This window comes from Streptosporangium sp. NPDC023963, from assembly GCF_040639135.1.
GTDB lineage: Bacteria > Actinomycetota > Actinomycetes > Streptosporangiales > Streptosporangiaceae > Streptosporangium.
This window is the reverse complement of sequence record NZ_JBEZZK010000008.1, coordinates 73,089-86,521: the sequence shown is the minus strand read 5'-3', so window position 1 is coordinate 86,521 and position 13,433 is coordinate 73,089. Positions and strand designations below refer to the sequence as shown.

Below are 13,433 nucleotides of genomic sequence, written 5' to 3'. Positions count from 1 at the left end.
CCACAGCCCTAGATTGCTTCGGAGACATCTCGTGGCGCTCGTTGTTCAGAAGTATGGTGGTTCGTCCGTCGCCGACGCGTCCTGCATCAAGCGGGTCGCGCAGCGGATCGTCGCGACGAAAAAAGCCGGCAACGACGTCGTGGTGATCGTTTCTGCCATGGGCGACACGACGGACGAGCTGCTCGACCTCGCCCAGCAGGTCTCGCCGCTTCCACCGGGCCGCGAGCTCGACATGCTGCTCACCTCGGGTGAGCGCATCTCGATGGCGCTGCTGGCGATGGCGATCGCCAACCTGGGCCAGGAGGCGCGCTCGTTCACCGGGTCCCAGGCCGGCGTGATCACCGACTCCTCGCACGGCCGCGCGCGCATCATCGACGTGACGCCCGGCCGGATCCGCGGGGCGCTCGACGGCGGCCAGATCGCGATCGTGGCCGGGTTCCAGGGCGTCTCGCAGGACACCAAGGACATCACCACGCTCGGCAGGGGCGGCTCCGACACCACGGCGGTGGCGCTCGCCGCCGCCCTGAACGCCGACGTGTGCGAGATCTACACCGACGTGGACGGCGTCTTCACCGCCGACCCCCGCATCGTCCCGGCCGCCCGCAAGATCCCCAAGATCTCGTACGACGAGATGATGGAGATGGCGGCGTGCGGTGCGAAGATCCTGCACCTGCGCTGTGTCGAGTACGCTCGCCGTTTCAGCCTGCCGATCCACGTCAGAAGCTCGTTCAGCACCAAGGAAGGCACGTGGGTCGTCTCCGACCCCGACAGCGAAGGAACAGAGATGGAGCAGCCGATCATCTCCGGCGTCGCGCACGACCGGAGCGAGGCCAAGATCACCGTTGTCGGGGTGCCCGACAAGGTCGGTGAGGCTGCGACGATCTTCAAAACGCTCGCCGACGCCGAGATCAACATCGACATGATCGTGCAGAACGTGTCGGCGGCGACGACCGGCCGGACGGACATCTCCTTCACGCTGCCCACGAGTGACGCCTCGGCCGCGCTCACCGCGCTGAAGAAGATCCAGGAGCGCATCGGCTTCGAGTCGCTGCTCTTCGACGACCAGATCGGCAAGATCTCGCTGATCGGGGCAGGCATGCGCTCGCACCCCGGCGTCACCGCGACGTTCTTCGCCGCCCTCGCCGACGCGGGGGTGAACATCGAGATGATCTCCACCTCGGAGATCCGCATCTCGGTGATCGTCGGGCAGGACGAGGTGGACACGGCGGTCAGCGCCGCGCACCGCGCGTTCGATCTCGACGCGGACCAGGTTGAAGCCGTGATCTACGGAGGTAGCGGGCGATGAGCCGCAAGCCCACCCTTGCCCTGATCGGCGCGACCGGTGCCGTCGGCACCGTGATGCGCGACATCATCTCCAACCGCGAGGACGTCTACGGCGACATCAAGCTCGTCGCGTCCGCCCGCTCGGCCGGCAAGGTCCTGCGGGTCCGCGGCGAGGACCTCGTCGTCCAGGAGCTGACCCCCGAGGTCTTCGACGGCGTCGACATCGCGATCTTCGACGTGCCGGACGAGGTCTCCGCGACCTGGGTGCCGATCGCCGCCGAGCGCGGTGCCGTCGTCATCGACAAGTCGGGCACCTTCCGGATGAACCCCGAGGTTCCGCTGGTCGTGCCGGAGGTCAACCCGCAGGACGCGCGCACCAGGCCGCTGGGGATCATCTCCACCCCCAACTGCACGACCCTGTCGATGATGGCCGCGATGGGCGCCCTGCACCGGGAGTACGGCCTGCGCGAGCTGGTGGTCGCCTCGTACCAGGCGGTCTCCGGCGCGGGCGTGGCGGGCTCGGCCCGCCTCTACGACGAGGTCGAGGCCCTGGCGGGTGACCGCACGGTCGGGCAGACCGCCGGTGACGTGCGCAAGGCCCTGCAGAACAAGCTCGGGGACGAGGAGTCGCCGTTCCCCGCGCCGGTGGCGTTCAACGTCGTGCCGTGGGCGGGTTCGCTCAAGGACGGCGGCTGGGCCTCCGAGGAGATCAAGCTCCGCAACGAGTCGCGGAAGATCCTCGGGATCGGTGACCTGAAGGTCTCCGCGACCTGCGTCCGCGTCCCGGTGATCACCACCCACTCGCTGGCCGTGCACGCGACCTTCGAGCGTGAGATCACCGTCGCCGACGCCCACCGGATCCTCGAGGCCGCTCCGACCGTGGTCGTCATGGACGACCCGGCCAACGGCGTCTTCCCGACCCCGGCGGACGTCGTCGGAACCGACCCCACCTACGTGGGCCGGGTCCGCCAGGCGCTCGACTTCCCCAACACCCTCGACCTGTTCGTCTGCGGTGACAACCTCCGCAAGGGCGCGGCCCTGAACGCGGCGGAGATCGCCGAACTGGTCGCGGCCGAGTTCGCGTAGTTCCTCCGGGGTTTCTCCGGGGTTTCTCCAGGGCCGTACGGCGGCGTGGTGTCCGATGACGCCACGCCGCCGTACGGCCCTCGCGGTCGCGGGGGCGCGGACGCCGGGGCGGTGGGGTCCACGCGACGGCGGGAAGGCCGAGGACGGGCACTTCGAGGAGCGGTGATCCCGCGTGGTCGTGGATCGAGGATCGGTGGCCCCGTGCACTCCCGGACCGAGGGCCGGCGATCCCGCCTGATCACGGATCGAGGGCCCGTGCCCCCGCGTGGCCGGGTGCTCCGCCGGGTCAGCGGAAGAGGATGTCCCAGTGGTCCGCCTCGCGGGCGAAGAGGGGGCCCGACGTCGCCGACTGGCCGTACAGGCGGGCTCCGTCCCCTCGTACCCCCTGCGCCGGATAGTTCTTCGTGATGTAGCGGTTGATGCAGGCGTTGGGCTTTATGTCCAGCTTGTAGCCCGCGTAGTGGCTGTAGGGCCCGGGGGCGTGGCCCACCTCGGTGCCACCGGTGACGACGAGGGGACAGCCGCTGCGCCGCTTCAGCTCGATGGCGCTGGAGACGGTCGCGGACCGTACGGCCTCCAGCGAGGTGCAGTTCCGCCCCTGGCGGTTCGCGCATTTACCCGAGGAGGTCCAGCGCAGGCCCGCCGCCCGCAGGAGCCGCTTGGCGTCCGTCTGCTGGAGCCGCGTGGGCTGCCGGGCCTGCTGCGCCTGGGGAGGGTGGGCCTCGGCCGGCTTCTCGAGGGCGGCGGGAGCCTTCTCCCCCGAGGTGGCGGCGGCCGGAGGGGCCTGCACGCTTCCCTGGGCCTGGAACGCCCGTGCTTTCCCGGGGGTCTGGGGGGTGGTCTGCGGGATCCGGGGGGCCGCCTGTTCGCGGGGTGCGCTCGCCAGGGCGGCGGTCCGCGTTCGCGCGGTGGTCTCAGGCGGTCGGGGGGCCGCCTGTTCACGGGGTGCGCCCGCCAGGGTGGCGGTCCGTGTCCGCGCGGCGGTCGCGGTGGTCTCGGTGGACCGCGGCGGCGTGTCCGCGGGAGCGGCGTCCTCCGGCCGGAGAGGAACCGCGCTCTCCCGGCCCGGTTGAGCGGCCGCCGGGTGACACAGCTCCCGCATGCGGCGCCCGGCGGTTTCCAGGGTGCCGATGTCGTACACTCCGATGATCGTGGACCGGCGTCCTTCCGCCGGGCCGGCCGCGACGGGCCGGCTCACGATCGCGGCGCCGGCCGACGCGTTCCCGCTTTCCGCGGTCGCGCTGTGGTGCGGGGCCGATGCGATGAAAGATAGCTGCAGAGCGAGCAGTGCTCCGGCGGTAAACCGGGCAGCCCGCTGTCTACAGGGACATGTCCCCATTTATGTATCCCTTGTCGTGGGAGCCCTTCCGCCAAAAGGATCAATCCCACTCCCGAACCCGGATGATCCCTCACGAAGAGTGATTTTTGCCCGGTAGTGGGAATGATCGGGCGGCTCGATGACCTGCTGAGACGGCAGTTCCAGAGATAGGCGACATGTCGGTATTTGCCGCGTACGGCACCATCGTCACGTCCTTGGCGGACGGCGCGGGGCAGGGCGGCATCGAGAGTGGCGGAGCAATCACGGATATGAGTGGCGAGGGCCATGTGGCGCGCTTAGGGTCGTTCACTGAGGCTCATCCCCGGTGGTGCGGGACGGATGATCTAGGGTTCGTTCAGTGGAGAAAGACCAGATGAGCCCGTTCTCCCAGCTCCGATCGACAGGTAACGAGCACCCCATGACCGAGCCGCCCCCGAGAACCCGTGGATCGGACAAGACCCGTGAGGCCATCGTGGAGACGGCCCTGCGTCTTTTTCGCGAGCGGGGGTACGAGGCGACCACCATGCGGGCCATCGCCGCCGAGGCCGGGGTGTCGGTGGGCAACGCCTACTACTACTTCGCCTCGAAGGAGATCCTGGTCCAGGCGTACTACGACCGGGCCCAGGCCGAGCACGAGGCGGCGTGCGAGAAGCTGCTGGCCGCCGAGCACCGGTTCGCCGCGCGGCTGGCGGGGGTGTTGCGGGAGTGGGTGCGGGTCTCCGAGCCGTACCACGAGTTCGCGGTGAAGTTCTTCAAGCACGCGGCCGAGCCGAACAACCCGCTCAACCCCTTCAGCGCCGAGTCCTCACCCTCCAGGGAGGCGTCGATCGCGATCTACCGGCGGGTCGTGGAGGGGTCCTCCGACCGCATGGACAGCGAGCTGCGCGCCGAGCTGCCCGAGCTGCTCTGGCTGATGTCCATGGGCGTCGTCCTGTTCTGGGTGCACGACGAGTCGGAGGGATGCCGCAGGACGCACCGGTTCATCGACCTCACCGTGCCGCTGGTGGACCGCCTGGTGGGGCTCTCGCACCTGCCCGGCCTGCGCGGGGTCGCCCGTGACTTCATCGCGGGGGTTCACGAACTTCGCGAGTGAATCCCGGCGGAACCCCATGAACAACCGTATCGATCTGATTACCCTGTGTAGTTGATTCGATGACGGTTTCGAGGGAGTCCCATGGGTTGGGTAGCCGTGCTGGTGGTGGTGTCCGTCGCGATCATGTTGATCGCGTTCCGCGTCCTCAGAAGGAAGGGGCGGGAGGACGGCGAGCACGTCTCGTCGTCCGTCGACTTCTCCGCCAATCTCGCCCTCGCCGTCTACCTGCTGGTGCTGGCCTACGCCGCGGTCCTGTGCCGGGACGGGCTCTCGGTGTCGGACGCCGACGTCCAGGCCGAGGCCGAGAGCCTCACCGAGATGTACTGGTCGGTCGCGCCCATCCCCGAGGCGGTACCCGTCCGCTCCCAGATCCGGCAGTACACCGCGCAGAGCATCGACCTCGACTGGCCGCTCATGGCCGGGCGCGAGATGTCCCCGCTCCCCGGCCAGATCCTCGCGGACATGCGGGCCACGGTGCTCAGGCTCCGCCCGCTCGGCGACGAGAGCAAGAACCTCCAGCAGGCCGCGCTCGACCGGATCTCCGAGGTCTCCCACGCCCGCATCGTGCGGGGTGACGACGCGAGCACCGGCCTGGAGAGCACCTTCGTGATCTTGATGATCATCTCCGGACTGCTGGTGATCGCGCTGCCCTGGACGCTCGGGGTGCGGCCCACGACCTCGTCGATCATCGCGGACGTGGTCCGGGCGGGGGTGGTCGTCGTCGGCATCTGCTTCATCATCCTGATCAGCCATCCGTTCAGCGGGCTCGGCGCCGTCGAGCCCGACGCGTTCAAGGCCGCGCAGCGGCAGTACGACCAGATCGACGGCCAATTCCCCGCCCAGCCGTAGCCCTCCTCGCCCTCCTCGGCGATCAGGCCGCGGCCTGGCGCGCAGGGCGGCCCGGAAGCCCGCCGGTGGATGTCCCGCCGGCGGGCTTCGCCGTCCGTGCCGCCCGGATCATCCGCGGCCCCTGCGGTTGAGGGCGGTGACCGCGGCGACCGAGATCACGCCGGTGAACATCACCAGGAGGACCAGCCTTCTGTCGGTGCCCTTGCGCCGCTCGGCGTAGCGATCGAGCACCAGCCGCTGCCGCAGGAGAGGGGGCACGCCGGAGGGCGTCGCCCTGGGCCGGGGCGTGCGGCTCCGGCTCGGCGTCGGCGTCGGCGTGACGACTTCGAGAACGGGGGCGGGAACGGGCGGGGGCACCGGGACGCGGGGCCTGGGAGGTGCGGAAGGCTCCGGGGCGGGAGGGGCGGGAGGGGCGGAAACGGTGGGAGCCGGCCGCTCGGGCGCGGGTTCGGGCGCGGGTTCCGGTTTCGGCTCCGGCTCCGGCGCGGGTTTCGGTTTCGGCTCTGGTTCTGGTTTCGGCTCTGGCTTCGGTTCGGGTTTCGGCTCTGGCTTCGGCTTGGCCGGGAGGTCCGCCGGATGGTCTGACGCGGGCTTCCACCAGTTCCACCAGTGCCACCAGGGGACCTTCCGGTCGTCCGCCCCCGGCGGGGGCGCGGTCGGGTAGTCCGGTTCGGGTTTCAGTGCGGCCGAATGGCCGGTTTCCGGCTTCGGCCGGTGGTCCGGCGCCGGGGAGGCCGGGGATGACCGCTCGGGCTCCGGGAGCGCCGATCGGCCGGAGGCCAGGCTCAGGGCCGCGTGCGAGACCCCCGGGGGCGGCCCCGAGCCGCCTTCCGCCGCGAGGGGATGTGTCCCGGCCAGAACGGGGGCCGCCATGCAGGTCGCGAGGACCGCCCCGCCGAGCCGGCCCCGTCGTTGGTTCCTCCGCCGATGCTTCGTCACGTAAAGTTTCTAACATCATACGGAAAGTGATGAGGCGGTAAGCAGCCGGTCGGTGGAGATCATTCTTTTCTGACATACCGTCCGGTTGGTACGGTCGAGCTCTTGACGGCGCCCCGAGCGGGTGCGGCAAGCTACATCAGAACATCGTTCTGGGGAAAGGTCCCCGGCGGCGAGCACCGACACGGAGGCGGCACATGACCACGGGCCCACGCTGGGGTATGACGATCCCCTTCTACGACCGTTCGCTGGCCGCTTCCAGGGATCTGATCGCCGAGCTGCCAGGACTCGGCTACACCGACGCCTGGTCCGCCGAGGTCAACGGCGTCGACGGCTTCGTACCCCTGGCGATGGCCTCGGAATGGGCCCCGGAGATGCGGCTCGGCAGCGCGATCGTCCCGGTCTCCACCCGCGGTCCCGGCCTGCTCGCCATGTCCGCCGCCACGCTCGCCGACCTCGCCCCCGAGCGCTTCGTCCTGGGCATCGGTGCCTCCTCCCCGGCCATCGTGGAGCGCTGGAACGCCGGGGAGTTCGTCAAGCCGTTCGCCAGGACCAGAGACACCCTGCGTTTCCTGCGCACGGCCCTCGCGGGTGAGAAGGTCACCGAGCGGTACGAGACGTTCGAGGTCAAGGGCTTCAAGCTGGAGCGCGCCCCCAAGATCCCGCCGAAGATCGTGCTCGCCGCGCTGCGCCCCCGCATGCTGCGCCTGGCCGCCGAGGAGGCCGACGGCGCGATCACCAACTGGCTCTCGCCCGGCGACGTGCGGAAGGTCAGGGCCGAGGTCGGCCCGGAGACCGAGCTGATCGCCCGGCTGTTCGTGTGCGTCAGCGAGGACGCGGAGAAGGTTCGCGAGCTCGGCCGCCGCATGCTCGCGGGCTACCTGACCGTCCCGGTCTACGCCGCCTTCCACGACTGGCTGGGACGCGGCGAGGTGCTGCGGCCGATGCACGAGGCCTGGGCGGCCGGAGACCGGCAGGCGGCGCTCAAGGCCATCCCCGACGAGGTCGTGGACGAGCTCATCGTGCACGGCGACGCGGCCACGTGCCGGGCCAGGATCCGGGAGTATGTGGACAACGGTCTGAACACTCCGATCCTTGCCCCCATCCCCGTGGGCGGGGTCCCGATCGCCCAGGCCGTACGAGATCTGGCCCCTGTCGAGGAGTGACCCCTTGCACGACCTGTTGAAGCTCGACGCGCTCGGACAGGCGCGGGCCGTGAGGAAGGGAGAGGTCTCCCCGAGGGAGCTCGCCGAGGCGGCGATCGCGCGGATCGAGGCGCACGACGGCGCGATCAACGCGGTCGTCCACCGCAGGTTCGAGCGGGCACTGGCCGAGGCGGGCGAGGCCGACCCCGACGCCCCCTTCGCGGGCGTGCCGACGCTGTTGAAGGACCTGGGCTGGACCATGGCGGGGGAGCCGTACGGCGCGGGGTCGCGCGCCCTCGACGGGATGCGCGCCGAGCGCGACGGCTACGCGGTGGCCAAGCTGCGCCGGGCGGGGTTCACGATCCTGGGCCGGACCAACACCCCGGAGTTCGGCACCGCGATCACCACCGAACCGGTGACGTTCGGTCCCACCCGTAATCCGTACGACCTCCGCTACAGCAGCGGAGGATCGAGCGGCGGGTCCGCGGCGGCGGTGGCGGCGGGCATGGTCGCGGTGGCCACGGCCAGCGACGGCGGCGGGTCGATCCGGATCCCGGCGAGCATGTGCGGGCTGGTCGGGCTGAAGCCCGGCAGGGGCAGGGTCAGCTCCGGTCCCTCCGGAGGCGAGCCCTGGGCGGGCTTCTCGGTCGCGGGCCTGCTCTGCCGTACGGTCAGGGACGGCGCGGCGACCCTCGACGTGATCGCCGGGACGATGCCGGGCGACCCGTACGGCGCGCCCGCCTGGAGGCGCCCGCTCGCCGAGGAGGTCGGGGCGGACCCCGGGCGGCTGCGGATCGGTTTCCTCACCGAGCACCCCGGCGGGGACGTCCCGTCCGACCCGGACCTGGTGGCCGCGGTCACCGGGGCCACCAGGCTGCTGGAGGCGCTGGGCCACGACGTCGAGCGGGGAGGGCCTGCCGCGCTCGCCGAGGACGGCTTCGCCTCGCACTTCGGCACGATCGTCGCCGCACACGTGGCCGCCGACGTGGAGGACATCGGGCGCTGGCGCGGCAGGCCCGTCGAGCTCGGCGAGCTGGAGACGCGCAACCGCATCCTGGCGGCGGCGGGCCGTGGGCTCGGCGCGGTCGGCTACGTGACCTCGCGCGACTGGATCGACGGGTTCAGGCGGCGGATGGCCGCCTGGTGGGAGTCGCACGACCTGCTGCTCATGCCGTCCCTGGGGGTGGCGCCCTTCCACCTCGGCTGGCTGCCTCCCGACGACGTCAGCACCTCGCGGGGCCGTACCAACCAGGCGGTGTCGTTCACCTCGCCCGTCAACGCCACCGGGCAGCCCGCGATCTCCCTGCCGCTGCACCACACCGCGGACGGACTGCCGGTGGGGGTGCAGCTGGTCGCCGCCGCGGGGCGGGAGGACCTGCTCGTCCGGGTGGCCGCCCAGATCGAGGAGGAACGCCCCTTCCGGCACGCGGCGATGCGCTGACCGGCCTCGGGAACCCTGTCCGGAAGCCACGCGTTATATCGTGAGGCGGCGGGGTAGTACGCCGCCAGGCGAACGTGGTTCCGAGGAGGATTCCATGGCGAAGGCGGCGCGCGCGGCGCAGGCGTGGCGGACGTACAAGGACGTGACGAAGCCGGGCTCGCCCGGTCTCGGCGCTCGTCTGCGGGCCCTCCCCAGGATGGTCGGCGCGGTCATGCGCGGGGAGTACTCCGGCATGGGCAAGGGCAAGCTGGCGATGATGGGGCTCGGCGTGCTCTACATCATCTCGCCGATCGACGTCGTCCCCGACTTCCTGCTTCTCCTCGGGGTGGCCGACGACTTCGGCGTGTTCCTCTGGCTGATGGGCTCCCTGCTCGGCGAGGGCGGGCGCTACGTCGACTGGGAGCGCGAGCGGGTCAGGTCCGTTCGGCCCTGAGCCGAGGGCGCGAGCGGGTCAGGGCCGCGTCAGGGCCGCTCCGTCCCGGGCGGGGAACTCGAGCGGGTTCCCACTCGAGCGGGTTCCCATGGGCCCTTCCCGGGCCGGGCGCGCGGACGGTCAGATCTGTTCCATCCTGAGCCAGGCACGCGAGGGCAGCGGGTGGCCGAACAGGCGGGCGGCGTTGCCGTAGGCCACCCGGGCGATGTCGGCGGGCGGCAGGCTGCCCAGGTTCGTCGCGACGGCCTGCTGGGTGTCGGGCCAGGTGGAGTCGGAGTGCGGGTAGCCGCTCTCCAGCAGCACGTGCTCCAGCCCGACGGCGAGCCGCACCCCGGAGAGGGCGTGGTCGTTGAGCGTGCCGAAGAAGAAGTTTCTCCGCAGCACCTCACTGGGCTTCAGGCCACCCTCCCACGAGGCCTCTCCCGCCACCGGGTGGTCGAGCGCGTAGTCGGCCCGCTCGGCCAGCATCGGCAGCCAGCCCACGCCGCCCTCCACGATCAGGATCCGCAGCGCGGGAAAGCGCAGCGGGATGCCCGACCAGAGCCAGTCGGCACAGGCGAACATGGCGCTCGCCGGCATCAACGTGGTGATCGCCTCGATCGGGGTGTCCGGAGACGGGACCGGGGCCCAGGAACCGGCACCGGCGTGCAGGCAGACGACGGTGCCGGTCTCCTCGCACGCCTGGAAGAACGGGTCCCAGTGGTCGCTGTGGATGGACGGCAGGCGCAGCCGGGTGGGGAACTCGGGGAAGAGCACCGCCTTGAACCCGCGCGCCGCGTTGTCGCGGATCTCCTTGGCGGCCACCTCGGGGTCGGTCAGCCAGGGCAGCTGCAGGGCGATGATCCGCTCCGGGTAGGTGCCCGCCCAGACCTCCACGTGCCAGTCGTTCCACGCGCGCAGCACCGACAGGCCCAGCTCCTGGTCACGGGTCTTGGCGAAGACCATGCCCGACTGCCCGGCCAGCATCCCGGGGAAGCAGAGCGCGGCCCAGACGCCGGCGCGGTCCATGTCCTCGATCCGGGCCTCGACGTCGTGGCATCCGGGACGCATGTGCTCGAACCGCACCGGGTCGAGCGTCCACTGCTCGCGGGGCAGGCCGGCGCCCACGTCGAGCCCGGCGCAGGGGTAGGTGGCCCCGCCGTAACGCCAGACCTGGTGACCGGAGTCGGTCTCGACCACCTTGGGCGCCTTGTCGGCGTATTTCTCCGGGAGCCGGTCGTCGAACATGTCGGGCGGCTCGATCAGGTGGTCGTCGGCTGAGATGATCACATAGTCCCGCCGCCTGGGCTCGGGGTCGGGGAGCAGCGGCGTAGTCACACGGTCAACCGTATTCCGCTGGAATAACACTCATCAAGCCGCAAGGTCTCCGCTTGGTATCTCTGTCTCCCACGACGTCTTTCGCGACGTCTCCCGCGATGCTCGCCGTGACGTCCTTCACGATGCCTCCACGACGCCTCCCACGTCTCCCGCGATGCTCGCCGTGACGTCTTCGGCAGGCGGCCGGGCGGGCGGGTGGGCCCCGGGGCCACCGTAGGGGGGTAAGGCGGCCCCGGGGGGGCGGGCCCGCCGGAGGGTGCTGCCCATGGCGGGCCCTGAGAGGGCGCCTACCCAGAGATCGCCTCAATATCAGGATTTTTCAAAAGATGATTCTTAAGAGCGGACATAACGCTCTCGTCCACGCCCAGGGTCCGCAGGCAGTAGTCCCGTACCGGGCCCAGTTCGCTCAGGAAGAGGCGCATCGCCTCGGCGGGCGCCTGTCCGAACCCCGCCCACCGGGGCTCCCCCGGATGCTCCTTCTCCCAGTACGCGACCATCTGGGGCTTGCACAGCCCGGTCAGCGCGTAGTCGGCGACCACATCCTCCTCGGACACCCCCAGCAGCCGCAGGACCAGGGCGACCAGCAGCCCCGTGCGGTCCTTGCCCGCCGCGCAGTGGACCACCACGGGCGCGTTGTCCGCCTCGGCGATCACCTCCAGCGCGCTCCTGAGCTCGGCGTGCCCGTCCTGGGCCACCTCCAGGTAGCGGTCGGCGAAGAACCTGGCGACCCCGGCGTCGGGGTGGTAGTCGCCGGCGGTGTCCCACCTGCGGTGCTCGACCGGGAGGTTGTGGTAGCCCGGCCCCTGCGGGGCACGGCCGCGACGCGCCACCTCGTCGGGATGGCGCAGATCGATCACGGTGTGGACGCCGAGCGCGTGGAAACGGTCGAGGTCGTCGTCGGCGAGCATGTGCAGCGAGGCGGAGCGGTAGAGCCGCCGCCAGCGCACCTCCATCCCGCCGTCCGTCCGGTAGCCGCCCACGTCGCGGAAGTTGTACAGCCGCGCGAACTCGATATGCCGGATCACGCCCTCTAACCTATCCAGCGGTGGGTCTCGCGTGATGGGGGCAGGGATGCGAGTGGCGATTCCGGCACGGGATGACATCCCGTACGCCGTGCGGGTGGCACTGCTGTTCGTGCTCGCGCTGTCCACGGTCGTCGTCCACATCAACCAGGCACCTCCCCTGCGGCCCGCCGCGGAGCTCGTGGCGGACCTGCGGGCGGGCGAGGTGACCAAGGTCGTCTACGACCGCAACTGGCCCGCCTACGGCACGCTGACGTGGTCTCACGGGCCGCTCTCCTGGAGCCAGGCCCGTTTCGACCAGCCCGACGACGTCTGGGACCCCCGGACCACCCGGCTGGTCCCCGAGGCCCTGGAGCGCCGCCAGGAGGCCTTCCTGGCCCAGGTGCGCGCCGCCGCCGATCCCTCCGTGGAGATCGTGCGCACCGAGGGCTTCGGGGCCCTGGCGGGCTCGCCCGCCTACGCGCGGTGGTGGGAGCCGTTCGGCCCGGTGGCGGTGGCGGCGGAGATCCTGGCCTGGCTGCTCATGCTGGCCCGGCCGAACCCCCGCTACGCCAGCCGCTGGGCGTGGTTCTGGATGTTCCTCACCGGCGGCTCGCTGCTCTACGTCCTGCTGGAGCCGAGGCCCCTGTGGCGGGACCCGCACGAGGCGCTGCCCGCGCCGGCCAGGCTCGACGGGACACGCGGGTTCGCGATCGCGGTGGCGCTTCTTTTCGGCATGGCCATGGTCAACGCGTGATCGTCGAGTAGTAAATGGAGTATGGCTCTTGAAGCGCTGGAGGTCCGTCGCGGTTGGCGGATCGTCGGGCTGACCATCCGGTCGGTTCTCCTGATCATCCTGATTTTCGGCGTCCTGATCAACGTGCTGAACCGCGCGCCCCTGCCAGAGACGCGGGCCGAGTTCCGCGCCGCGGCCGCGGCCGACCGCGTCTCCCTCGTCGAGTACGACGAGCAGGACGGTGCGATCCGTTACCTCCGATGGGTCGAGGGCCCGCTGACCTGGCGCGAGCTCGACGCCGAGACGCTCGGGGCGGCACCGCCCCCCTACACGATGGCGGACCTCAAGGGCGATCTGGGCCGGAGCGGCGCCAGGGTGACCGAGCTGAGCGACTCCAGGGAGATCAGTCTCGGGTCCCAGTGGGTCCTCGAGCTGCCGACGCCCATCAACGGTGGGTGGCCGATCGCGGCCTGGGTGCTCACTTTCCTGATCATGCTCGGCTCGACACCCCGGCTGGGCAACCGGTGGGCCTGGTTCTGGATCCTCGGTTCCGGGTGGATCGGCGCGATCCTGTTCCTCCTGCTCGAACCCCGCCCGTTCTGGTTCGAGGCCGGACGGGTTCCCGCGCCGCGCGGGCGGCTGAGAGGCTGGGAGGGCTTCCTGCTGGGAATACTGCTGGGAATGCTCTCCACGGCCTTGACGTCGGTCGTCGGTTACCTTCTGAACCTTGTGCTCAGCTAGTGCCGGCGAGCTCCTGACGGCTCGTCTCCGCGCTCCCGCCCTCAGGGGTTCCG

13 protein-coding genes are annotated in these 13,433 nt (G+C 70.8%); 9 read left to right on the top strand and 4 right to left on the bottom strand.

Features of this window, described 5'->3' with window-relative positions; genetic code table 11:
- Positions 1-31 precede the first annotated feature (31 nt).
- Together AB0F88_RS24020 and AB0F88_RS24015 are read left to right on the top strand one after the other, a co-directional pair.
- The gene (locus AB0F88_RS24020) at positions 32-1,306 is read left to right on the top strand and encodes an aspartate kinase (RefSeq protein WP_362688044.1); all 1,275 of its coding nucleotides are present in this window, start codon (positions 32-34) and stop codon (positions 1,304-1,306) included.
- The gene (locus AB0F88_RS24015; protein WP_362688041.1) at positions 1,303-2,370 is read left to right on the top strand and encodes an aspartate-semialdehyde dehydrogenase; all 1,068 of its coding nucleotides are present in this window, start codon (positions 1,303-1,305) and stop codon (positions 2,368-2,370) included. Before AB0F88_RS24020 ends, AB0F88_RS24015 begins: the two co-directional genes overlap by 4 nt.
- Before the next feature lie 286 nt (positions 2,371-2,656).
- Here the strand turns inward: AB0F88_RS24015 and AB0F88_RS24010 are convergent, their stop codons facing one another.
- Positions 2,657-3,511, bottom strand: coding sequence for a hypothetical protein (locus tag AB0F88_RS24010; protein ID WP_362688038.1), 855 nt, complete (start codon positions 3,509-3,511; stop codon positions 2,657-2,659).
- A gap of 595 nt (positions 3,512-4,106) precedes the next feature.
- Here AB0F88_RS24010 and AB0F88_RS24005 point away from each other — a divergent pair.
- Positions 4,107-4,781 (top strand): TetR family transcriptional regulator, encoded by a 675-nt coding sequence (locus tag AB0F88_RS24005; RefSeq protein ID WP_362688035.1) that lies wholly within the window; start codon positions 4,107-4,109, stop codon positions 4,779-4,781.
- Positions 4,782-4,862: 81 nt separating this feature from the next.
- Positions 4,863-5,630, top strand: a complete 768-nt coding sequence (locus tag AB0F88_RS24000) for a hypothetical protein (protein ID WP_362688032.1) — start codon at positions 4,863-4,865, stop codon at positions 5,628-5,630.
- 108 nt (positions 5,631-5,738) lie between these two features.
- On the opposite strand, the gene AB0F88_RS23995 is transcribed toward AB0F88_RS24000, so the two are convergent.
- Positions 5,739-5,888, bottom strand: coding sequence for a hypothetical protein (locus tag AB0F88_RS23995; protein ID WP_362688029.1), 150 nt, complete (start codon positions 5,886-5,888; stop codon positions 5,739-5,741).
- A gap of 875 nt (positions 5,889-6,763) precedes the next feature.
- Here AB0F88_RS23995 and AB0F88_RS23990 point away from each other — a divergent pair.
- The 3 genes from AB0F88_RS23990 (at position 6,764) to AB0F88_RS23980 (ending at position 9,585) form a co-directional block, all read left to right on the top strand.
- Positions 6,764-7,732 carry an LLM class F420-dependent oxidoreductase gene (locus AB0F88_RS23990; protein ID WP_362688026.1) on the top strand — a complete coding sequence of 323 codons (969 nt, stop codon included), beginning with the start codon at positions 6,764-6,766 and terminating at the stop codon, positions 7,730-7,732.
- A 4-nt stretch (positions 7,733-7,736) separates the two neighbouring features.
- Positions 7,737-9,152 carry an amidase gene (locus AB0F88_RS23985; RefSeq protein ID WP_362688023.1) on the top strand — a complete coding sequence of 472 codons (1,416 nt, stop codon included), beginning with the start codon at positions 7,737-7,739 and terminating at the stop codon, positions 9,150-9,152.
- A gap of 94 nt (positions 9,153-9,246) precedes the next feature.
- Entirely contained in the window at positions 9,247-9,585 is a 339-nt protein-coding gene (locus tag AB0F88_RS23980) for a YkvA family protein (RefSeq protein ID WP_362688020.1), read from the top strand.
- Positions 9,586-9,705: 120 nt separating this feature from the next.
- Here the strand turns inward: AB0F88_RS23980 and AB0F88_RS23975 are convergent, their stop codons facing one another.
- Together AB0F88_RS23975 and AB0F88_RS23970 are read right to left on the bottom strand one after the other, a co-directional pair.
- Positions 9,706-10,902, bottom strand: a complete 1,197-nt coding sequence (locus tag AB0F88_RS23975; protein WP_362688017.1) for an amidohydrolase family protein — start codon at positions 10,900-10,902, stop codon at positions 9,706-9,708.
- 287 nt (positions 10,903-11,189) lie between these two features.
- Positions 11,190-11,927 carry a tyrosine-protein phosphatase gene (locus AB0F88_RS23970; RefSeq protein WP_362688014.1) on the bottom strand — a complete coding sequence of 246 codons (738 nt, stop codon included), beginning with the start codon at positions 11,925-11,927 and terminating at the stop codon, positions 11,190-11,192.
- Positions 11,928-11,973: 46 nt separating this feature from the next.
- Here AB0F88_RS23970 and AB0F88_RS23965 point away from each other — a divergent pair, with 46 nt between their 5' ends.
- The gene (locus AB0F88_RS23965) at positions 11,974-12,660 is read left to right on the top strand and encodes a hypothetical protein (protein ID WP_362688011.1); all 687 of its coding nucleotides are present in this window, start codon (positions 11,974-11,976) and stop codon (positions 12,658-12,660) included.
- 21 nt (positions 12,661-12,681) lie between these two features.
- Positions 12,682-13,380 carry a hypothetical protein gene (locus tag AB0F88_RS23960; protein ID WP_362688008.1) on the top strand — a complete coding sequence of 233 codons (699 nt, stop codon included), beginning with the start codon at positions 12,682-12,684 and terminating at the stop codon, positions 13,378-13,380.
- Positions 13,381-13,433 lie beyond the last annotated feature (53 nt).